The following is a 20,800-nucleotide window of genomic DNA, read 5'->3' as shown; positions in this document are numbered from 1 at the left end:
AGCGGACGATGAGCCACACCATCAACCACCTGAAGAAACTCAGGCTGCAGCGCAGCGAACTCGCCGTTCCGGGCTCCAGCCCGGAGATGATCGACAAGGCCGCGAACAGCGCCGCCGACTTCGTCTTCCTCGACATCGAGGATGCGGTCGCGCCACCCGACAAGGAGCGTGCCCGCAAGAACATTATCCAGGCGCTGAACGACATCGACTGGCGCGCCAAGGGCAAGACCGTCTCGGTGCGCATCAACGGCCTCGACACGCATTACATGTACCGCGACGTGGTCGACGTCATGGAACAGGCCGGCGATCGTCTGGACACCATCCTGGTGCCGAAGGTCGGCGTGCCGGCCGATCTCTACATGGTCGAGGCCATGGTCAACCAGATCGAGATGGCCAAGGGCTTCAGGACCCGCGTCGGCCTCGAAGCGCTGATCGAGACGGCGCTCGGCATGGCCAATGTCGAGGCGATCGCCGCCACGCCCGGGCGGCTGGAAGCGATGCATTTCGGCGTCGCTGATTATGCCGCCAGCAACAAGGCGCGCACCGTCAACATCGGCGGCTTGAACCCCGATTATCCCGGCGACCAGTGGCATTTCGCGCTGTCGCGCATGACGGTCGCCTGCCGCGCCTATGGCTTGCGCGCCATCGACGGGCCGTTCGGCGATTTCTCCGATCCGGAAGGCTACAAGGCGGCCGCAAGGCGCGCCGCGGCGCTCGGCATCGAAGGCAAATGGGCGATCCATCCCTCGCAGATCGCCTTGGCCAACGACGTGTTCTCGCCGCCTGAGAAGGAGGTCACGCGCGCCCGCCGCATCCTGGAGGTGCTGAAGGAAGCAGAAGCGGCCGGCAAGGGCGCCGCCGCGCTCGACGGCAAGATGATCGACGCCGCATCGGAGCGCATGGCGCGCAACGTGCTGGTGGTCAGCGAAGCGATCGAGCGCGCCGGCCAAGCCCAAGCTACGCACTGAGAATTACCGGGAGGACAAGATGGACATTCACGAATACCAGGCCAAGGAACTGCTTGCCCGCCATGGCGTGCATGTGCCGCGCGGCGGCCTTGCCTACAGCCCCGAGCAGGCGACCTACCGGGCCAGGGAGATCGGCGGCTCGAAATGGGTCCTGAAGGCGCAGGTTCATTCCGGCGCGCGCGGCAAGGCCGGCGGGATAAAACTCTGCTCGAATGACGAGGAGATCTCCAACGCCGCGGAAGCCATGCTCGGCCGCAAGCTGGTGACCCACCAGACCGGCCCGCGCGGCAAGCTGATCTCGCGCCTCTATCTGGAGGAAGCCGTCGACATCGCGCAGGAGCTCTATCTCGGCTTCGTGCTCGACCGTAAGGAAGAGCGCGTCATGATCGTGGCCTCGGCCGCCGGCGGCATGGAGATCGAGGACATCTCCGAAAAGCAGCCGGATTCGATCATCCGCGCCACCGTCGATCCCGGCGTCGGCATGCAGGGTTTCCAGGCGCGCGAGATCGCCTTCGGCCTCGGGCTCGAAAGCAGCCTGATCGGCAAGGCGACGGAAACCATCCTCGGCTGCTACCAGGTGTTCCGCGACTACGACGCCTCGATGCTGGAGATCAACCCGCTGGTTGTCACCCGCGACGGCAGCCTGGTCGCGCTCGACGCGAAAATGTCGTTCGACGAGAACGCGCTGTTCCGCCGCCCGGAAATCTCCGAACTGCGCGACAAGAGCCAGGAAGACCCGCGCGAGACTTTCGCCAGCGACCGCGGCCTCTCCTATGTCGGGCTCGACGGCAATATCGGCTGCATCATCAACGGCGCAGGCCTCGCCATGGCGACGATGGACATGATCAAGATCGCCGGCGGCGAGCCGGCCAACTTCCTCGACATCGGCGGCGGCGCCTCGCCAGAGCGGGTGGCAAAGTCCTTCCGCGCCGTGCTCGGCGACAAACAAGTCGAGACGATCCTGGTCAACATCTTTGCCGGCATCAACCGCTGCGACTGGGTGGCCGAAGGCGTCATCAAGGCGATTCGCGAGGTCGGCGTCGACGTGCCGCTGGTGGTGAGGCTTTCCGGCACCAAGGTCGAGGAAGGCCGCAGGATCCTGGCCGATTCCGGCGAGGCGGTGATCGTCGCCGACACGCTGGCCGAAGCCGCCGAAAAGGCCGTCGCCGCCTGGCGCGAAGCCACCAAGAAAAAGAAAGCAGCCTAGAGCCGGATGATTTCAGGTCGAATCGACCTGAAATCTGAATCCGTCTCTAAAATCAAACAGATAGAGCATGATGTCGTCCGAAAACCGCTTCACACTTTTCGGCATCATGCTCTAGGGAGGTCGAGAAAATGGCAATCCTGCTCAACCGCAGCACGCGCGTCATCGTGCAAGGCTTCACCGGCAAGATCGGCAGCTTCCATGCCGAAGACATGAAGCGCTACGGTACCAAGCTGGTCGGCGGCGTCACACCCGGCAAGGGCGGCCAGACGCATCTCGGCCTGCCGGTCTTCAACACCGTCAAGGGCGCGGTGCGCGAGACCCGCGCCGAGGCGAGCATCGTCTTCGTGCCGCCGCCCTTCGCCGCCGATTCGATCATGGAGGCGGCGGATGCCGGGATAAAGCTCTGCGTCTGCATCACCGACGGCATCCCCTCGCAGGACATGATGCAGGTCAAGCGCTACATGCGCCGCTACCGCTTCGAGGACCGCATGCGCCTCGTCGGCCCGAACTGCGCCGGCGTCATCACGCCTGGACAGGCGCTGATGGGCATCATGCCGGGCAGCATCTATCTGCCGGGACGCGTCGGCATCGTCGGCCGCTCCGGCACGCTGGGTTACGAGGCCGCCTCGCAGATGAAGGCGCTGGGCATCGGCGTGTCGACCAGCGTCGGCATCGGCGGCGATCCGATCAACGGCTCGTCCTTCAAGGACATATTGCAGCTTTTCGAGCGCGACGACGAGACCGACGCCGTGGTGATGATCGGCGAGATCGGCGGCCCGCAGGAAGCCGAAGCCGCGATCTGGGCGCGCGACAACATGCGCAAACCCCTGATCGCCTATATCGCCGGCCTTTCCGCCCCGAAAGGCCGCCGCATGGGCCACGCCGGCGCCATCATCTCCGCCTTCGGCGAGTCGGCGCAGGAAAAGGTCGAGATCCTCAAGGAAGCCGGCGTCGTCATCGTGCCGACTCCCGCCTCCTTCGGCGAAGTAGTTGCGGACACGCTGGCGCGGACGAAGAAGGCGGCGTAATCAAGCTCGACAGCTCAGGAATACCAGGCGGTGGCGCGGTCTTCATGGCTCGCCGCCGGTTGGCCATCGCGGTTGGCTCGGGTTCGATTTGGTGTTGTGCCCGATTCGAGCAAATCACGAGCGGGCGGAAAAGTCCGCAGATCCATCTGGTAAAATGACAAACTCGAATGAAAGTTCATCCCGTTCATCGCCTCGGCCGTCATCCTTGATGGCAAGGATTTTTGTAGCAGCGAACAGGCCGTTCACGTTTCGCCAGACGATGACTTGTCCAATGTTCGGTGATCTGGTGCGACTCGAAAAATCGTAGGCAGAAGCGTCTCGGATTTCAGAGATTTCAACCGCGCCCCGTGCTAGCGCGATGCTTTCGACGGATGGTTCATCCCGGTATGCATGAATGCTGTGATTGCTGGCTTTCGACCATCTGGTCTCGAACAAGTAAAGGCCTTCGCCGACAGAAAACCGGTGATCGTTGTTGGAGTAGTCGAAAGTCACTGTGCCTCTCAGCCGCCGGTCTCGATAGGCCTCGTCGTTCCCGGCGGGTTCAAGGAACTTTTGCTGATGGCGTGCGTGGTGAGCATCAACGAAGCGTAGCGCCTCGGCTGGCGACATCACCAGAATGCCAACAGAGTCTCGCAACTGCTGATAGCGGCGGAGTAGTCCCCCATCATCGGTGACGAAAATATCGCGGCCGGCCAGCTTATGGCCGACGAGATGGTCGAGATCGGCGAGCTTGTTTGCGTATTTGCCGCTTTCCGGCGTGAGGCCAGGGAATACGATTCCCTTTACCTCAGCCAGCAAAGACTGATGATGACGGGCAACTAAAACGTCGGCGCCATCGAACCGCGATTGATCCCAGCGCGCCACCGTTCCGATGACAGGGATCATCGCTATGTGGTGCATCATCTCGGCGCGGCGCCCATCGTCTCTATCGCGGCCGAAATCAATTTCAACCCTCGTCGTAATAGCCAAGTTCACGGCCCCAGACAGGGCGTAACGCATAAGTTCCCGCAGTTCATCGATCGAGGTAGCTGTTTGGCTACCGCTGTCGAACAGGGCCACGACGCAGTTTGTATCTATGGTGATTTTGGGAGGAGATGGTTGACGCATGTTTTACCGATAGCATGGAACCTAGTCGTGGGCACGGGGCGCCGTTTCGTGCAGCAAAATACCTTAGCCGACCCTCGTAATATCGACCCGCATCAAGGCGTACAGGGCAAGTTTCAGTCACTTCGCTAAAGGTGGATTAATCAGGGATGAAAAATCAAAAAGCCATGCAACCATAGGATTACACGGCTTTTTTGAAAATTTCTGGTGCGGTCGAGAAGACTCGAACTTCCACGGGTTGCCCCACAGCGACCTCAACGCTGCGCGTCTACCAATTCCGCCACGACCGCACGTGGTAGGAGCCGGAACCGTCCGGCCCGGGGCCTGTAGCAAATCGTTTCCGGCGAAACAAGTGCGCTGAGCGGAATATTCGTCGCTCATTTGCACAACGCTCTACGGCCCGGCTTCACACCGGTGAAACTGGACGTTTTGGCCAATTGCCGCCATATGAGAGGAACATCGAGAAAGTTCCATGACAGAACGCAGCCAGATCGCCACGTCGTTCCTGCCCCTGCCCGGCTCGGCGCCGGTGGAATGGGTGATCGAACCCGGCCTCACCTCCTATCCGGACGCGCTGGCCTTCATGGAGGCGCGCGCCGAAGCGATCCGCAGCGGCGCTGCCGGCGAGATGGTCTGGCTGGTCGAGCATCCGCCGCTCTACACCGCCGGAACCAGCGCGCGTGGCGAAGACCTGATCGATCCCGACCGTTTTCCGGTCTTTGCCGCGGGTCGCGGCGGCGAATACACGTACCACGGTCCGGGACAGCGCGTGGCCTATGTCATGCTCGACCTCAAGCGCCGGCGCGAGGATGTGCGCGCCTTCGTTGCGGCGCTCGAGCAATGGATCATCGAAACACTTGCCGCCTTCAACGTGCTCGGCGAGCGGCGCGAGGACCGCGTCGGCGTCTGGGTGGTGCGACCGGATCGGCCGGCCCTGCCCGACGGCTCGCCGGCCGAGGACAAGATCGCGGCAATAGGCATCCGGCTGAGGCGATGGGTGAGCTTCCACGGCATCGCCATCAATGTCGAGCCGGACCTCGGCCATTTCAGCGGCATCGTGCCCTGCGGCGTCTCGGACCATGGCGTGACCAGCCTCGTCGACCTCGGCCTGCCGGTCACGATGGCCGACCTCGACCTGGCGCTGAAAGCCGCTTTCGAGGATGTGTTCGGACCTGCCGCCGTTCCGACCGCGGAGCCAGTTCGGAAGGCCGGCTAAGCCGCTCCGCCTAGGGGTGTGTTGAGATTCAGGTCAGGCCGAGTCGGAGTCGAAGACGGGCGCGAAGCGACCAAACAAGGCGGGTTCCGAGAACCGGAGCGGAGCGTACTTATAGTACGCGAGCACCGGAAGCGCAGGAAGCCGACATTTGTAGGCCGGCCTCACCTGAATATCGACACACCCTACATGAGCTGCGCGGAGGCCCACAGCATCCCATAGCCATGGATGGCGAAGACCGCGAGCAAAGCGCCGGCCATGACCAATCGGTCGAAGGTCTTGATCGGCTTCAGCTCGTGACGCGGCTTCACGCCGCTGCCCACGGTGATCAGGCTGAGGATAGAGAACACCGCGCCGGCGATCAGCAGGAAACTCGGCGAGAAACCGGCCCGCCAGCCAAGCGCGAGAAGCGCGGACAAGAGCAGGAAGGACGCCAGCGCGAGTACCGCCGGGCCGGGGCAGATCTGGCGCAGCACCTGGCCGCCGTCGAATTTCCACACCGGCACCAGATTGGCGATGTTGAACAGCGATGCGCAGCCGGCAAGCGTGGCCAAAAGCGTCGCGGCCAGGCGATGTCCTTCGCTGCCGGCGAGGCCGCTGGCGGCGATCAGCACCGGCACCAGGAAAGCGGAGAAGCCGGCGCCCATCAGCGCCACGAAAGCAACCTCGAAGCGGCTGTCATAGGGCCTGCCGCCGATGGCAATGCCGCCAAGCAGCGGGATGAAGATCATGCGCGCCCGGCGATGTCCCGTCAGGCGGAAGGCGGCCATATGACCGAGCTCGTGCAGGGCGACCACCGAGGTCAGGATCGCGGCCAGCGCCAGCCCGCCGATACTGAGGCCGAAGAACGGCCACAGGATCAGGGCCGAGAGCACGGCGAAACCGATCTGGCTCAGCGGATGCTCGAACCAGCCGCCCTTGCGATAGGTACCGGTTGCCGCCCAGACATCCAGCTTGCGCAGCTCGCGGCGCATGGCGAAGAAGCGGAAAACCAGGAAGGCAACGCCGCGATATCGGTCGGTTTGTGTGAGCGTGACCCGCGTGGCATCCCCCTCCGGCACAAGCGCGGCGGTCTCGCGATAGTCCGCCCAGAACGACGGATCGAGCGCCGTGTCCTCGATGACGGTCATCGAGAAGCGGCTGCCGTCGCTGACATCCTCGAACCGCGACTTGCGTTCGATCGGCCGCCCGTCCCGGCCGTCCCAGGACAATCTGATCAGCGCCGTCCCCTCTTGGTCGAGCGGCTCGGCGGAGAGGATTTCCCCGGACCACCCGGCGTCGCTGCCGAACGGCCACAACGCCTGCCAGAGGCGCTCGCGGTCGGCCTTGATCACGCGGCTGACCGTCACCGTGCGCGACCCGAGCGGCACGGTCATCAAAAGGAAGATCAGTCCGAGATTGCCGGCCACGAGGGTGACCGTGACGAAGACCGACACTTGGCTCCCCTGTCTTGGGCTCCTGTCTGGATGGGCAGCCTACGTCGGCGCGGCCAAGAAAGACTTAACAACAATGGCCGGGCTCTTGCCCGTCCCAGGTTCTTGCCCATCCCGCAAGGGCGGGCCCTCGCCCGCCCGAAACAGCGGCGGCAAGGCCGCCTGATCACATGGCGCCGATCCAGATCGCCATGGAAACGAGAAAGGTGCTCATGCAAACCAGCGAGACGACATCCTGAACCAGATCAGACATAACTCTCTCCGTTGTTAGTATGTTCGTAATTTGTTCTAATTTTGTTCGAATGTCAACGACCGTCGATAGCCCGGCGGAGCAAATTCAGCCGGTCCGTTTGGGCAGGGTTAAGGAAAGGTTAGCGGGCTTGCTGCGCGAGCACACCGCAGGCATTTGCGATTGGCCAACACGCCGATGGCTTCGTCATTCTAGGGCGGAGCAAGGAGCGAAGCGACGCGCGCAGACCCTAGAATCCATTCCGAGAGATTGATGCTTCGCTACGATGCAGAACAAGGCTTCCAGGAGCCGCCCTCTGCCGGTTCTGCGGCGTTGTATTCGTCGGCAGAGGTAACGGAATGGATCCTAGGGTCTTCGCTCCGCTTCGCGGAGCTTCGCCCTTGGATGACGACATTGGGACCTAAAGCGGCACCACCTTGCCCTCGGCCAGCGTCACCCGCCGGTCCATGCGCGAGGCCAGCTCGTGGTTGTGGGTGACGATCAGCGCCGCCAGCCCCGATTGCCGGACCAGCGCTTCGAGCGCGTCGAAGACATAGGAGGCGGTCGTCGGATCGAGATTACCGGTCGGCTCGTCGGCCAGCAGCACCAGCGGCGCATTGGCGACCGCGCGGGCAATGGCGACACGCTGCTGCTCGCCGCCGGAAAGCTCGGCCGGCCGGTGCTGCGCGCGCTTGCCGATCTGCATGTAATCCAGAAGCTGGGCCGCCCGCTCCGACGCCTCCTTGGGAGGAAGCCCCTTGATCAGCTGCGGCATCATGATGTTCTCGAGCGCCGAGAATTCCGGCAGCAGATGATGGAACTGGTAGACGAAACCGATATCGTTGCGGCGGATCGCGGTTCGCTCTTCGTCGGAGAGCCGGCCACAGGCGCGGCCGGCAAGGATCACGTCGCCAGCATCGGGCCGCTCCAGCAGTCCCGCCGTATGCAGCAAGGTCGACTTGCCGGAACCCGATGGCGCGACCAGCGCGACCATCTCGCCGCGCCTGAGCGAAAAGTCGGCGCCGTTCAGAATGGTGAGCTTGCGCGGCCCCTGGACGTAGTGCCGCTCGACGCCCTTCAGCTCGATAATGGCTTCGGCCATCACTCGTACCTCAAGGCTTCGACAGGATCGAGCCGGGCGGCCCGCCAGGCCGGAAACACCGTCGCAATGAAGGACAGGCCCAGCGCCATTATGACGACATAGGTCGTCTCGCGCGGGTCCATCTTCGCCGGCAGCTGGCTGAGGAAATAGAGCTCGGGGTTGAACAGTATCCTGCCGGTCATCCACGAGAAGAACTGGCGGATCGATTCGATGTTGATGCAGATGACGACGCCGAGCAGCACGCCGGCGAGCGTGCCGGTGACCCCGATCGCCGCTCCCGTCATCAGGAAGATGCGCAGGATCGCGCCGCGCGAGGCGCCCATCGTGCGCAGGATGGCGATGTCGTGGCCCTTGTCCTTCACCAGCATGATGAGGCCCGAAATGATGTTGAGCGCCGCCACCAGCACGATCAGCGTGAGAATCATGAACATGACGTTGCGCTCGACCTGCAGCGCCGAGAAGAAGGTCTCGTTGCGCTGGCGCCAGTCGACGAGGTCGACCGGCCGCTGCGCCGCCTGCTCGACCAGCGGCTTCAGCGCATCGACATTGTCGGGATTGTCGACATAGATCTCGATGGTCTGCGCACGCCCGTCCATGTTGAAATAGAGCTGCGCTTCCGAAAACGGCATGTAGACGATCGAGCTGTCATATTCCGACATGCCGACCTCGAAGATCGCCGCCACCTTGTAGCCCTTCATGCGCGGCGTCGTGCCGAGCGGCGTCACGTCGCCGTCCGGTGAGATCAGCGTGATGGTGTCGCCGAGCACCAGCCCGAGGCTTTCCGCCATGCGCTTGCCGATCGCCACGCCCTCGCCGGTGTCGAAACCCTCGAGCGTGCCCTGCTTGATGTTGCTGGAAACGATCGAGATCTTGCCGAGGTCCTCGCCGCGGATGCCGCGCACCAGAGCGCCCGTGCCGCCGCCGACATTGCCTTGCGCCAGTACCTGGCCGTCGATCAGCGGGATGGCATATTTGACGCCTGAGACGCCGTTGATGCGGCTCGCCACCTGGGCGTAATCCTCCAGCGGCGAATCGAGCGGCTGCACGATGAGATGGCCGTTGACCCCGAGGATACGGGTGAGCAGCTCGGCGCGGAAACCATTCATGACCGCCATGACGACGATCAGCGTCGCGACGCCAAGCATGATGCCGAGGAAGGAAATCGAGGCGATGACCGAGATCACCGTCTCCTTGCGCCGCGAGCGCAGATAGCGCCACGCCACCATGCGCTCGAAGCCGGAAAAGGCGCCCGCCCCTGACCTGGCCGCTGTCGCCGCCTCGCTCATGCGGCGATACCCAGGCGTTTCCTGGCCTCGGCGATCGGCAGCGTCTCGCGCTCGCCCGACTTGCGGTTCTTGATCTCGACCTCGCCTGCCGCCACGCCGCGCGGACCGACGATCACCTGCCACGGCAGTCCGATCAGGTCGGCGGTGGCGAACTTGCCGCCCGGCCGCTGGTCGGTGTCGTCATAGAGCACGTCCTTGCCGGCCGAGGTCAGCGCCGCATAAAGCTCGTCGCAGACGCGGTCGCAGTCGGCGTCCCCGACCTTCATGTTGATCAGGCCGATGTCGAAAGGCGCCACCGCTTCCGGCCAGATGATGCCGTTCTCGTCATGGCTCGCCTCGATGATCGCCGCGACCAGCCGCGACGGGCCGATGCCGTAGGAACCGCCGGACGCAAAATGGTCCTTGCCGTCGGGGCCGGTCACCTTGGCGTTCATCGGCTTGGAGTATTTCTCGCCGAAATGGAAGATATGGCCGACCTCGATGCCGCGCGCCGAAAGCCGGTCGCCTTCGGCGACCTTCTCCCAGGCAGCCTCGTCATGCATTTCGTCGGTGGCCGCGTAAGGCGTCGTCCATTTCGTCACGATGCCGCCGATCTCGGCATCGTCGGAGAAGTTGGTGTTCGCGCCCGGCACGTCTAGCGAAAGATAGGCGCGGTCGCAGAACACCTGGCTCTCGCCGGTCTCGGCCAGGATGATGAACTCGTGGCTGAGGTCGCCGCCGATCGGGCCGGTGTCGGCGCGCATCGGGATGGCCTGCAGGCCCATGCGCGTGAACGTCCTGAGATAGGAGACGAACATGCGGTTGTAGGCGGCCCTGGCGCCCTCGAAATCGAGGTCGAAGGAATAGGCGTCCTTCATCAGGAACTCTCTGCTGCGCATGACGCCGAAGCGCGGGCGCACCTCGTCGCGGAACTTCCACTGGATATGGTAGAGATTGAGCGGCAGGTCCTTGTAGGACTTGACGTAGGCGCGGAAGATCTCGGTGACCATCTCTTCGTTGGTCGGACCATAGAGCATGTCGCGATCCTGGCGATCCTTGATGCGCAGCATCTCCTTGCCGTAGTCGTTGTAACGGCCGCTTTCGCGCCAAAGATCCGCCGACTGGATGGTCGGCATCAGGATTTCCAGCGCGCCGGCGCGGTTCTGCTCCTCTCGGATGATCTGGCAAACCTTGTCCAGCACGCGCTTGCCCAATGGCAGCCACGAAAAGCTGCCCTGCCCCTGCTGGCGGATCATGCCCGCGCGCAGCATCAGCCGGTGCGAGACGATCTCGGCCTCGCGGGGGTTTTCTTTGAGAATGGGCAGGAAGTAGCGCGACAAACGCATGGACTGGTCCGTGAATGAAAATGGCGGCGCGGGGGAATCGGCGCAACCGAGGCTGCTTGCCCGGGCTTCATAGCCATTTCATGGCCGAATGGAAACCCGAGTGCCCCAAAGTATCGGGCCTTCTGCTCCTTACCAAAAAGGCGATTTTGGCTGCAAAGTGCCGCAAATGGCTTTTTGATCGATTCACAAGCAAGCCTTGCCGCACTATTGTGCAGTGCAGCACGATATTGCCCGTTTCCGGGCAAAATTCTTCGTGACATTTTCACCTGCCTTGGTCTAGTGTGCGCCGATAACCGAGAGGGCGGAGAAAAATCTGCTCTCCTACGCGGTCAAAGTCTTGGGAGGATGCGATCTAGGCGCGGTAACTCGCTGCCGCCGGACACCGGAAACGGATCGGACGCGTTTAAATTGCAAGGCCTCGTGCCTTGCATTTTTTTTGTGCAATCATCTGCTTAGCCCAACCCTCTGCCAAACAGCTTGACCGTCTTGCGCTCGCGAAAATCGGAAGCCGGCTTCCGATCTCAACCCTTGCGCGCGCATGCTTCGCAATACTTGCGGAGAACTGTGTCCGCGTCAGTGATGGGTATTCGGACTAAAGTCCGGCATGATCTGCATGATGTCGTCGAAGCTGAATCCCAGGCCCATCGTCAGGCCGTAGAGAATACCCATCACGACCACCGTCACGACGGTCGCGCGCAGGAAGGCGCGCCGCATATGCGGCCCGCGCGGCGCGCTGGAAACCGTGCCAAGCGTGACATCCCTGTCGTCGTCCTGCGTGCGCAGGCTGAACGGCAGGACGATGAACAGCACCAGCCACCAGGTGACGAAGAACAGCGCCGCGAACAGGACCCAGTTCATGCCTGCTCCAGCTCGACAAGCGTGCCGAAGAAATCCTTGGGATGCAGGAACAGCACCGGCTTGCCATGCGCGCCGATCTTCGGGTTGCCGTCGCCGAGCACCCGTGCGCCGCTCGCCTTCAAATGGTCGCGCGCGGCCAGGATATCGTCGACCTCGTAGCAGACATGGTGCATGCCGCCCGAAGGGTTTTTCTCGAGAAACGCCGCGATCGGCGAGGCATCGCCCAGCGGCTCCAGCAACTCGATCTTCGTGTTGCCGACATCGACGAACACCACCGTCACGCCATGCTCCGGCAGCGCCTGCGGCGGACTCAATCGCGCGCCCAGCATATCGCGATAGGCGGCCGACGCCGCAGCCAAATCCGGCACGGCAAGCGCGACATGGTTCAGGCGTCCAAGCATAAAGCGCTCCGCTTTTAGGGGAGTAAGGCAGTAAGGCAGTAGGGAAAACAAGATTGAAGAAAGCGAGTACTCGTTCCTCCCTTGCTGCCTTACTGCCTTACTCCCCTATTCCCTTATTCGTCACCGCGTGACGAACACCGTCACCAGCGGCTTCTTGCCCCAGGCCTCGTTGGCGGCGGCGCGCACGGCGCGGCGCACGGCTTCCTGCACCAGGTCAAGGTCTTTTCGGCGCTGGCGCGGAATGGAGTCCACCGCGCCGATTGCCGCATCGAGCATCAGGTCTTCCAGCGTCTCGCCGCTGGCATCCGCCTCGGCCACGCCGATCGCCACCAGGTCGGGATCGCCGGCAAGCTCGTACTTGTCGTCGAGCACGACATTGACCGCGACATGGCCGGCGAACGAGAGCTTGCGGCGGTCGCGTATGCCCATCGCCTGGTCGGTGCCGATCAAGAACCCGTCCTTGTACAGCCGGCCGAACGGCAGCTGGTCGATGATCGTCGCCGGGCCGGGCCAGAGTCTGAGCAGGTCGCCGTCGCGCACCTGCGCCACCTGGCCGATGCCCGACATCGACATCAGCGAGCCCTGCGCCACCAGATGCGCCGCCTCGCCATGCACGGGAACGCCGATCTGCGGCCGCACCCATTCATACATCTTGCGCAATTCGCTGCGGCGCGGATGGCCCGACACATGCACAAGCGCGTCGCCATCCTCGATGATCTTCATGCCGAGGTCGATCAGCCGGTTCTTGATTTCCAGGATCGCCCTCTCGTTGCCGGGAATGGTACGCGAGGAAAACACCACCGTGTCGCCGGCCGTCAGCGCCACCGACTTCATCTCGTCGCGCGACAGCTTTGCCAGCGCGGCGAGCGGCTCGCCCTGGCTGCCGGTGCAGATGATCACCAGGTTCTCGCGCGGGATATAGCCATAATCTTCCTCGGCAATGAACTCCGGCAGGCCGTCCATGTAGCCGAGCTCGCCCGCCACATCGATGACGCGCTTCAACGAGCGGCCGAGCACCAGGCACTGCCGGCCGGCATCGCGCGCCGCCCTGGCGATTGAGACGATGCGCCCGACATTGGAGGAGAAGGTAGTCACCGCGACGCGGCCGTTGGCCTTCTCGATGACGCCCTTGAGGCCTTCGCCCACCGCCACTTCCGACGGCGACTCCCCTTCCCGCAACGCGTTGGTGGAATCGCAGATCAGCGCCAGCACGCCCTTGTCGCCATAGGCGCGGAACCGCGCCTCGTCGGTCTTCGGCCCGATCGTCGGCTCGGGGTCGATCTTCCAGTCGCCGGTATGGATGACAGTGCCGGCCGGCGTGGTGATCGCCAGCGACATTGGCTCGGGAATCGAGTGCGCCACCGGAATGGCCTCGATCTCGAAAGGTCCGATGGTGAATTTCTCGCCGGCCCGGTAGATCGATGCCGGAATCTTCGGCGCGTTCTGCTCGCCCTGCCGCTTGGCTTCGAGCAGGCCTGCGGTGAACGGCGTCATCCAGACCGGCGCCTTGAGCCTCGGCCAGATATCGAGCAGCGCGCCGTAGTGGTCCTCATGCGCGTGGGTGATGACGATGCCGCGCAAGCCGTCGATGTTCTCCTCGATGAAGCGCGTATCGGGCAGGATGAGATCGACGCCGGGATGCGCGCTATCGGGAAAGGTGACGCCGACATCGACGACGATCCATTCGCGCGCATCAGCGGGCCCATAACCATAAAGGGCGAAATTCATGCCGATCTCGCCGACGCCGCCCAGCGGCGCGAAGACGAGTTCGGCGTTTTCTCTATTCGCCATGAATTCTTTCCTTCCTGGCCGTCAGGCCAAGCCGTTGGAGCAATTCCGGGACAACCGTAGTCAATGACTTCGTCCGGAACGGCGCAAAATAAAACTATACCCGGGCCGAGGCGACAGCGCCGAAATGCACGTCGCCCGCCGCGATCGTCAAAACCGATCCTTCATCGTCGCGGATCACGAAACGGCAGTCCTCGTCAATGGTTTCGAAGACGCCGCGCACCACATTGCCGTCAATTCTGACAGCAACCTCGCCGCCGAGCCCCGCCGCGCGGGCAAGCCAGCGCTTTCTGATGGCATCGAGCCCGCGCCCGTCATCCCACATCCGGGCATTCTCGCTCCAGGCATCGGAAAGCGCCAGGAACAGCGTTTCGGCATCGCAATCGGCGCCGAGCGCGCTGAGCGAGGTCGCCGGATAAGGCAAGTCCTCGGGATAAGCCACGACATTGACGCCGATGCCGATGGCGACCGCGAAACGGCCGCCCTCGAGCATCGCCGATTCCAGCAGGATCCCGGCAAGCTTGGCCCCCGAGGCCAGCACGTCGTTCGGCCATTTCAGCTCGAAGCGGTTGCGCCCCTGGCTCGCGCCATCCAAGGCAACAGCGATCCGGCCTTTCGGCACGACGGCGTCGAGCGCGTCGGCCAGCGCCAGCCCCGCGACGAAGCCGAGGGTCGCTGCCAGCCGCAGCTCGCCGCCCGGAACCAGGAGCAGTGTCGCCGCAAGATTGCCTTCCGGCGTCGCCCAGGCGCGGCCACGCCGGCCGCGGCCGCTCTCCTGCTTCTTCGACACGACCCAGAGCTTGCCGGGATCGCCGGCGCGCGCGTGCTCCAGCGCCAGCGCGTTGGTGGAGCCGACGCTGTCATGCGCCTCGAGCCGGAACCCCTCCGACGCCGCGGTTGGAGCCAGCCGAAACGCCATCCCGTCAGAAGAAGGTCTTCGCGGCGGCTTCGGCATAGCTGCCGATCGGTCCGCCGATCAGCACGTAGAACAGCACGAAGGCGCCGCTGACGCCGAGCACCAGGCGCAATTCGCTCGCCATCGGCACGAAGCCGCCGACAGGCTCGTCGAACCACATGATCTTGATGATGCGCAGATAGTAGTAGGCGCCCACCACCGAGGCCAGAACGCCGATGATCGCCAGCGCGTAAAGATGCGCGTTGATGGCGGCGAGGAACACATACCACTTCCCCCAGAAGCCCGCGAGCGGCGGAATGCCGGCCAGCGAGAACATCAGGATGGTGAGGATGGTGGCCATGACGGGGTTGGTGGAGGCGAGACCGGAAAGGTCGCTGATCTGCTCGACATTGCCTTCCTTGCGCCGCATGGCCAAGATGAAGGCGAAGGTGCCGAGCGTCATCACAAGATAGATCAGCATGTAGATGGCGACGCCGCGCACGCCGGCCTGGCTGTTGGCGGCAAGGCCGACCAGCGCGTAGCCCATATGGCCGATCGAGGAATAGGCCATCAGGCGCTTGATGTTGGTCTGGCCGATGGCCGCGAACGCGCCGAGCGCCATCGAGGCGATCGAGATGAAGACGACGATCTGCTGCCAGTCCGAAGCGATCGGCTTGAAGGCGCCCATGGTGACACGCACGATCAGCGCCATCGCCGCCATCTTCGGAGCCGCGGCCAGGAAGGCGGTGATCGGGGTCGGCGCGCCCTCATAGACGTCCGGCGTCCACATGTGGAACGGCACGGCCGAGATCTTGAAGGCGAGGCCAGCGAGCACGAACACCAGGCCGAAGACGAGGCCGAGCTGGCGCTCGCCGCTGCCAAGGGCCGTCGCGATCTCCTGGAAGCCGGTGTTGCCGGTATAGCCATAGACGAGGCTGATGCCGTAGAGCAGCATGCCCGAGGACAGCGCGCCGAGGACGAAATATTTCAGGCCCGCTTCGGTCGAGCGCAAATTGTCGCGGTTGATCGCCGCCAGCACATAGATCGCCAGCGATTGCAGCTCGAGCCCGAGATAAAGCCCGATCATGCCGTTGGCCGAGATCATCAGAAGCATGCCGAGCGTGCAGAGCAGCACCAGGACCGGGAATTCGAACTTGTCGAAATGCTCCTGACGCGCAAAGCGCATCGACATGACCAGCGAAACCGCCGATCCGATCAGCGCCAGCATCTTCATGAAGGCGCCGAAGGCATCCTGCACGAAGGCGCCGCCATAGGCAGCGCCTTGCCCGCCGGAGAAGGCGAGCCAGAGTCCGGCCACCACCAGCACGAGGACCGCCAGGCCGGTCACCGTCATGGTGTTATTGGAGCGCGAATAGGCTCCGATCATCAGGAGCACCAGCGCGCCGACAGCGAGGATCAGTTCCGGCGTCGACAGCGAAAGGCTGGAGAGAAGGTCCGGCGTCATGGTCTATTCCCCAGTCAGTTCGCCGCCGCGGTCTGCGCGGAATTGATGGATGCGGTGACGTTGGTGACGAGCGACTTGACCGATTGGGCCGTCGCATCGAACACCGGCGCCGGATAGACGCCAAAGAAGATGACCAGCACCACCAGCGGGTAGATGATCGCCTTCTCACGCGGCGAAAGATCGAGCAGGTTCTTCAGGCTGTCCTTGGTCAGCGCGCCGAAGATCACCCGGCGATACAGCCAGAGCGCATAGGCCGCCGACAGGATGACGCCGGTCGCGGCGAAGAACGCCACCCAGGTGTTGACCTTGAACACGCCGAGCATGGTCAGGAACTCGCCGATAAAGCCGCTGGTGCCCGGCAGGCCGACATTGGCCATGGTGAAGATCATGAACACGGTGGCGTATTTCGGCATGTTGTTGACGAGGCCGCCATAGGCGTCGATCTCGCGCGTATGCATGCGGTCGTAGATGACGCCGACGCACAGAAACAGCGCGCCAGACACGAGGCCGTGGCTGAGCATCTGGAAGATCGCGCCCTGCACGCCTTCCTGATTCATCGCGAAGATGCCCATGGTCACGAAGCCCATATGGGCGACCGACGAATAGGCGATCAGCTTCTTCATGTCCTCCTGCATCAGCGCCACCAGCGAGGTGTAGATGATGGCGACGACCGAGAGGGTGAACACCAGAGGCGCGAACATCGCCGACGCTTCCGGGAACATCGGCAGCGAGAAGCGCAGGAAGCCGTACCCGCCCATCTTCAAGAGGATGGCCGCCAGGATGACCGAGCCCGCCGTCGGCGCCTCGACGTGGGCATCAGGCAGCCAGGTGTGCACCGGCCACATCGGCATCTTCACCGCGAAGGACGCGAAGAAGGCCAGCCACAGCCAGGTCTGCATGTTGGCCGGGAACTGATGCGTCAGCAGTGTCGGGATGTCCGTGGTGCCCGACTGGAAGAACATCGCCATGATGGCGAGCAGCATCAGCACCGAGCCGGCGAGCGTGTAGAGGAAGAACTTGAACGAGGCATAGACGCGCCGCTTGCCGCCCCACACGCCGATGATGATGAACATCGGGATCAGGCCGGCCTCGAAGAAGACGTAGAACAACACGATGTCGAGCGCGCAGAACACGCCGATCATCAGCGTCTCGAGGATCAGGAAGGCGATCATATAGGCCTTGACCCGCTTCTCGATCGCTTCCCAGGAGGCGAGGATGGAAAGCGGCATCAGGAAGGTCGTCAGGATGACGAACAGCATCGAGATGCCGTCGACGCCAATGTGGTAGGAAATGCCCGAATCCAGCCAGGCGTATTTCTCGACGAACTGGAAGCCGGCCTGCGAATTGTCGAAGCCTTTCCAGATGAACAGCGACACCAGGAAGGTGAAAGTGGTCGTCGCAAGCGCGATGCCGCGGATGTTGCGGCGCGCGTTTTCGCTGTCGTCGCTGATCGGCAGAATGAAGAGAACACCAACCAGCGGCAGGAAGGTGACCAGCGAGAGGATTGGCCAGTCGGTCATCAGAGCATCATCCAGGTGACGAGAGCGGCCACGCCGATCAGCATGGCGAAAGCATAGTGGTAGAGGTAGCCGGTCTGCAGCTTGACGACGCGGTTGGTGACGTCGACGACGCGCGCCGAGATGCCGTCGGGGCCGAACCCGTCGATGATGGTGCCGTCACCGGTCTTCCACAGGAACCTGCCGAGGCGCTTGGCCGGCTGCACGAAAAGGAAGTCGTAGAGCTCGTCAAAGTACCACTTGTTGAGCAGGAAGGCGTAGAGCAGGCGGTGGTTGGCGGCGACGCTGCGACGCAGTTCCGGCGAGCGGATATAGAACTTCCAGGCAACCAGCAGGCCGATCACCATGGCCACGAACGGCGCCAGTTCCACCCAGAGCGGCAGTTCGTGGATCTCGTGCAGGATGTGGTTGTCCGGCAGCGTGAACAGCGACGCCTTCCAGAATTCGGCATAGCCCTCGCCTATGAAAGCGCCATGGAAAATGATGCCCGCGAACAGCGCGCCAGCCGCCAGCACATAGAGCGGCACCAGCATCACCGGCGGCGATTCATGGACATGGTGCATGACCTCGTGGCTGGCGCGCGGCTCGCCGTGGAAGGTCATGAAAATCAGGCGCCACGAATAGAAGCTTGTGAAGCAGGCGGCGACGACCAGCAGGATGAAGGCAAAGCCGGCGACCGCATTGTGGCTGGCGAAGGAGGTCGCGATTATGGCGTCCTTCGAGAAGAAGCCGGCGGTGCCGATCACCGTTGCCGGAACACCCACGCCGGTCAGCGCCAGCGTGCCGACAATCATCATCCAGTAGGTGGTCGGGATCAGCTTGCGCAGCCCGCCCATCTTGCGCATGTCCTGCTCGTCGGACACCGCGTGGATGACCGAGCCGGAGCCGAGGAACAGCAGCGCCTTGAAGAAGGCGTGCGTGAACAGATGGAAGATCGCCGCGCCATAGGCGCCGACGCCGAGCGCCACGAACATATAGCCCAGCTGCGAGCAGGTCGAATAGGCGATGACGCGCTTGATGTCGTTCTGGACGAGACCGACGGTCGCCGCGAAGAAGGCGGTGAAGGCCCCGATGAAGGTGACGACGGTCAGCGCGGAATGCGACAGCTCGAACAGCGGCGAAAGCCTGGCCAGCATGAACACGCCGGCGGTCACCATGGTCGCCGCGTGGATGAGCGCCGAGACCGGCGTCGGGCCTTCCATGGCGTCCGGCAGCCAGGTGTGCAGCGGCACCTGCGCCGACTTGCCCATGGCGCCCATGAAGAGCAGCAGGCAGACCACGGTCAGCGCCGTCTGCTTGTCGAGCGCATGGCCGAGGAAAGTCAGCACGGCGGCGCCGGCAGGCGCGCCCTCGGCCGGCAGGAATGACGCCGCATTGGCAAACACTGTGCTCAGATTGACCGAGCCGAACAGCACGAACACGCCGAAGATGCCGAGCGCGAAGCCGAAGTCGCCGACACGGTTGACGACGAAGGCCTTGATGGCGGCGGCGTTGGCCGACGGCTTCTTGTACCAGAAGCCGATCAGCAGGTAGGAGGCGAGACCGACGCCTTCCCAGCCGAAGAACATCTGGATCAGGTTGTCGGCGGTCACCAGCATCAGCATCGCGAAGGTGAACAGCGACAGATAGGCGAAGAAGCGCGGCCGGTTCGGATCGTGGTGCATGTAGCCGATCGAATAGATGTGAACCAGCGCCGACACCGTGTTGACGACGACCAGCATCACCACCGTCAGCGTGTCGATCCTGAGCGCCCAGGAAGCGTCGATGCCGCCCGACTGGATCCAGCGCAGCACCGGCACGGTGAACACCTCGCCATGCCCGAAGCCGACGGTGAAGAAGGCGATCCAGGACAGGATAGCCGCGATCACCAGGAAGCCGGACGTGATGTATTCGGAAGCCTTGGCGCCGAGCGAATTGCCGAACAGGCCGACAATCAGGAAGCCGAGCAGCGGAAGGAAGACGATAGCCTGATACATGGTGGTTCCCGTCAACCCTTCATCGCGCTCACGTCTTCGACCGCGATCGAGCCGCGGTTGCGGAAGAAGACGACAAGAATGGCAAGACCGATCGCGGCTTCAGCGGCCGCGACCGTCAGCACGAACAGGGCGAACACCTGTCCGACGAGGTCATGCAGCGCCGCCGAGAACGCGACGAAATTGATGTTGACCGCGAGCAGGATGAGCTCGACCGACATCAAGATGACGATGATGTTGCGGCGGTTCAGGAAGATGCCGAACACGCCGAGCGTGAACAGGATCGCCGATACGGTCAGGTAATGTGCAATGCCGACGACCATCTCAGATGCCCTCGCCCGTTTTGACCTTGCGGATTTCCATGCCCGTCGCCGGCGTGCGTCCGACCTGCGCGGCGATCGACTGCCGCTTGACGCCCGGCTTGTGGCGCAACGTCAGCACGATGGCGCCGATCATGGCGACCAGCAGCACCAGGCCGGAAATCTGGAAATAATAGAGGTAGTCCGTATAGAGGATGTCGCCGAGCGCCGCCGTGTTGGAACGCGTGGCGAGGTCCGGCGTCGCCTTGGCTACCGTCGAGGCCAGCTGCGGCGCGAATGTGTAGCCGCCGAGCACGATGATCAGCTCCGCCGCCAGGATCAGCCCGACCAGTGCGCCGATCGGCGCATATTGCAGTGCGCCCTGCTTCATCTCGGCGAAGTCGACGTCGAGCATCATGACGACGAACAGGAACAGCACCATCACCGCGCCGACATAGACGACGAGCAGGATCATCGCCAGGAACTCGGCGCCGGTCAGCATGAACAGGCCTGCGGCGTTGAAGAAGGTGAGGATCAGGAAGAGCACCGAATGCACGGGGTTGCGCGACGAAATGACCATGAAGGCCGACGCCACGGCAATAAAGGCGAAGAGGTAGAAAAAGGCCGCCTCTAGTCCACTCAGCATGGGTTCCCCCGGGTTCCAAATTTCGACTCCGACCCGCCTCCGGTTCGAAACCGCGTGTTCCTT

General features: G+C 63.3%; 18 protein-coding genes and 1 tRNA gene. 4 read left to right on the top strand and 15 right to left on the bottom strand.

The genetic code is table 11. The annotated features are described in order from the left end of the window. The first annotated feature begins 8 nt into the window (after positions 1–8). From EJ069_RS04260 to sucD, 3 genes are all read left to right on the top strand, one after another. Entirely contained in the window at positions 9–968 is a 960-nt protein-coding gene (locus EJ069_RS04260) for a CoA ester lyase (RefSeq protein ID WP_126060227.1), read from the top strand. Between the two features lie 19 nt (positions 969–987). Next, a complete protein-coding gene (locus EJ069_RS04255; RefSeq protein ID WP_126060226.1) occupies positions 988–2,175 on the top strand; it encodes a malate--CoA ligase subunit beta in 1,188 nt (395 codons plus the stop codon). Between the two features lie 128 nt (positions 2,176–2,303). Continuing rightward, a complete protein-coding gene (gene sucD / locus EJ069_RS04250; protein ID WP_126060225.1) occupies positions 2,304–3,203 on the top strand; it encodes a succinate--CoA ligase subunit alpha in 900 nt (299 codons plus the stop codon). Positions 3,204–3,317: 114 nt separating this feature from the next. Here the strand turns inward: sucD and EJ069_RS04245 are convergent, their stop codons facing one another. Both EJ069_RS04245 and EJ069_RS04240 read right to left on the bottom strand, forming a co-directional pair. Beyond that, positions 3,318–4,262: a hypothetical protein gene (locus tag EJ069_RS04245; RefSeq protein ID WP_126060224.1), complete on the bottom strand. Its 945-nt coding sequence runs from the start codon at positions 4,260–4,262 to the stop codon at positions 3,318–3,320. A 250-nt stretch (positions 4,263–4,512) separates the two neighbouring features. Next, a tRNA-Leu gene (locus EJ069_RS04240) sits at positions 4,513–4,597 on the bottom strand. Between the two features lie 182 nt (positions 4,598–4,779). Here EJ069_RS04240 and lipB point away from each other — a divergent pair. Next, positions 4,780–5,523 carry a lipoyl(octanoyl) transferase LipB gene (lipB, locus tag EJ069_RS04235; protein ID WP_126060223.1) on the top strand — a complete coding sequence of 248 codons (744 nt, stop codon included), beginning with the start codon at positions 4,780–4,782 and terminating at the stop codon, positions 5,521–5,523. A 182-nt stretch (positions 5,524–5,705) separates the two neighbouring features. Here the strand turns inward: lipB and EJ069_RS04230 are convergent, their stop codons facing one another. From EJ069_RS04230 to EJ069_RS04170, 13 genes are all read right to left on the bottom strand, one after another. Then, positions 5,706–6,956: an SRPBCC family protein gene (locus EJ069_RS04230; RefSeq protein ID WP_126060222.1), complete on the bottom strand. Its 1,251-nt coding sequence runs from the start codon at positions 6,954–6,956 to the stop codon at positions 5,706–5,708. A gap of 647 nt (positions 6,957–7,603) precedes the next feature. Continuing rightward, entirely contained in the window at positions 7,604–8,287 is a 684-nt protein-coding gene (locus EJ069_RS04225; RefSeq protein WP_189343105.1) for an ABC transporter ATP-binding protein, read from the bottom strand. Beyond that, a complete protein-coding gene (locus EJ069_RS04220; RefSeq protein WP_126060220.1) occupies positions 8,284–9,570 on the bottom strand; it encodes a lipoprotein-releasing ABC transporter permease subunit in 1,287 nt (428 codons plus the stop codon). The genes EJ069_RS04225 and EJ069_RS04220 overlap by 4 nt, the downstream gene beginning before the upstream one ends. Next, the gene (gene proS, locus EJ069_RS04215) at positions 9,567–10,895 is read right to left on the bottom strand and encodes a proline--tRNA ligase (RefSeq protein ID WP_126060219.1); all 1,329 of its coding nucleotides are present in this window, start codon (positions 10,893–10,895) and stop codon (positions 9,567–9,569) included. Before proS ends, EJ069_RS04220 begins: the two co-directional genes overlap by 4 nt. A 573-nt stretch (positions 10,896–11,468) precedes the next feature. Continuing rightward, positions 11,469–11,753 (bottom strand): DUF1467 family protein, encoded by a 285-nt coding sequence (locus tag EJ069_RS04210; RefSeq protein WP_126060218.1) that lies wholly within the window; start codon positions 11,751–11,753, stop codon positions 11,469–11,471. Further along, entirely contained in the window at positions 11,750–12,154 is a 405-nt protein-coding gene (gene mce, locus EJ069_RS04205; RefSeq protein ID WP_126060217.1) for a methylmalonyl-CoA epimerase, read from the bottom strand. Before mce ends, EJ069_RS04210 begins: the two co-directional genes overlap by 4 nt. Before the next feature lie 120 nt (positions 12,155–12,274). Then, positions 12,275–13,945: a ribonuclease J gene (locus tag EJ069_RS04200; protein ID WP_126060216.1), complete on the bottom strand. Its 1,671-nt coding sequence runs from the start codon at positions 13,943–13,945 to the stop codon at positions 12,275–12,277. A gap of 94 nt (positions 13,946–14,039) precedes the next feature. Continuing rightward, the gene (locus EJ069_RS04195) at positions 14,040–14,861 is read right to left on the bottom strand and encodes a biotin--[acetyl-CoA-carboxylase] ligase (RefSeq protein ID WP_126060215.1); all 822 of its coding nucleotides are present in this window, start codon (positions 14,859–14,861) and stop codon (positions 14,040–14,042) included. Positions 14,862–14,865: 4 nt separating this feature from the next. Next, positions 14,866–16,302, bottom strand: coding sequence for an NADH-quinone oxidoreductase subunit NuoN (nuoN, locus tag EJ069_RS04190; protein ID WP_126060214.1), 1,437 nt, complete (start codon positions 16,300–16,302; stop codon positions 14,866–14,868). 14 nt (positions 16,303–16,316) lie between these two features. Further along, positions 16,317–17,822 carry an NADH-quinone oxidoreductase subunit M gene (locus EJ069_RS04185; protein WP_126060213.1) on the bottom strand — a complete coding sequence of 502 codons (1,506 nt, stop codon included), beginning with the start codon at positions 17,820–17,822 and terminating at the stop codon, positions 16,317–16,319. Next, positions 17,822–19,795 carry an NADH-quinone oxidoreductase subunit L gene (gene nuoL, locus EJ069_RS04180; RefSeq protein WP_126060212.1) on the bottom strand — a complete coding sequence of 658 codons (1,974 nt, stop codon included), beginning with the start codon at positions 19,793–19,795 and terminating at the stop codon, positions 17,822–17,824. Before nuoL ends, EJ069_RS04185 begins: the two co-directional genes overlap by 1 nt. Positions 19,796–19,806: 11 nt before the next feature. Continuing rightward, positions 19,807–20,115: an NADH-quinone oxidoreductase subunit NuoK gene (gene nuoK / locus EJ069_RS04175; RefSeq protein WP_040982022.1), complete on the bottom strand. Its 309-nt coding sequence runs from the start codon at positions 20,113–20,115 to the stop codon at positions 19,807–19,809. A 1-nt stretch (position 20,116) separates the two neighbouring features. Further along, complete coding sequence (locus tag EJ069_RS04170; protein ID WP_042643163.1) at positions 20,117–20,737, bottom strand: NADH-quinone oxidoreductase subunit J; 621 nt, start codon at positions 20,735–20,737, stop codon at positions 20,117–20,119. Positions 20,738–20,800: the final 63 nt, after the last annotated feature.

This window comes from Mesorhizobium sp. M2A.F.Ca.ET.043.05.1.1, assembly GCF_003952445.1.
GTDB lineage: Bacteria > Pseudomonadota > Alphaproteobacteria > Rhizobiales > Rhizobiaceae > Mesorhizobium.
Note: the sequence above shows the minus strand (reverse complement) of the source record. Positions and strands in the feature narration are given on the sequence as shown.

Coding starts and splice junctions, on each gene's coding strand:
- EJ069_RS04260 (WP_126060227.1), top strand. CDS start 9: ATGAGCCACACCATCAACCACCTGAAGAAACTCAGGCTGCAGCGCAGC.
- EJ069_RS04255 (WP_126060226.1), top strand. CDS start 988: ATGGACATTCACGAATACCAGGCCAAGGAACTGCTTGCCCGCCATGGC.
- sucD (WP_126060225.1), top strand. CDS start 2,304: ATGGCAATCCTGCTCAACCGCAGCACGCGCGTCATCGTGCAAGGCTTC.
- lipB (WP_126060223.1), top strand. CDS start 4,780: ATGACAGAACGCAGCCAGATCGCCACGTCGTTCCTGCCCCTGCCCGGC.
- EJ069_RS04220 (WP_126060220.1), bottom strand. CDS start 9,570: ATGAGCGAGGCGGCGACAGCGGCCAGGTCAGGGGCGGGCGCCTTTTCC.
- proS (WP_126060219.1), bottom strand. CDS start 10,895: ATGCGTTTGTCGCGCTACTTCCTGCCCATTCTCAAAGAAAACCCCCGC.
- EJ069_RS04210 (WP_126060218.1), bottom strand. CDS start 11,753: ATGAACTGGGTCCTGTTCGCGGCGCTGTTCTTCGTCACCTGGTGGCTG.
- mce (WP_126060217.1), bottom strand. CDS start 12,154: ATGCTTGGACGCCTGAACCATGTCGCGCTTGCCGTGCCGGATTTGGCT.
- EJ069_RS04200 (WP_126060216.1), bottom strand. CDS start 13,945: ATGGCGAATAGAGAAAACGCCGAACTCGTCTTCGCGCCGCTGGGCGGC.
- EJ069_RS04195 (WP_126060215.1), bottom strand. CDS start 14,861: ATGGCGTTTCGGCTGGCTCCAACCGCGGCGTCGGAGGGGTTCCGGCTC.
- nuoN (WP_126060214.1), bottom strand. CDS start 16,302: ATGACGCCGGACCTTCTCTCCAGCCTTTCGCTGTCGACGCCGGAACTG.
- EJ069_RS04185 (WP_126060213.1), bottom strand. CDS start 17,822: ATGACCGACTGGCCAATCCTCTCGCTGGTCACCTTCCTGCCGCTGGTT.
- nuoL (WP_126060212.1), bottom strand. CDS start 19,795: ATGTATCAGGCTATCGTCTTCCTTCCGCTGCTCGGCTTCCTGATTGTC.
- nuoK (WP_040982022.1), bottom strand. CDS start 20,115: ATGGTCGTCGGCATTGCACATTACCTGACCGTATCGGCGATCCTGTTC.
- EJ069_RS04170 (WP_042643163.1), bottom strand. CDS start 20,737: ATGCTGAGTGGACTAGAGGCGGCCTTTTTCTACCTCTTCGCCTTTATT.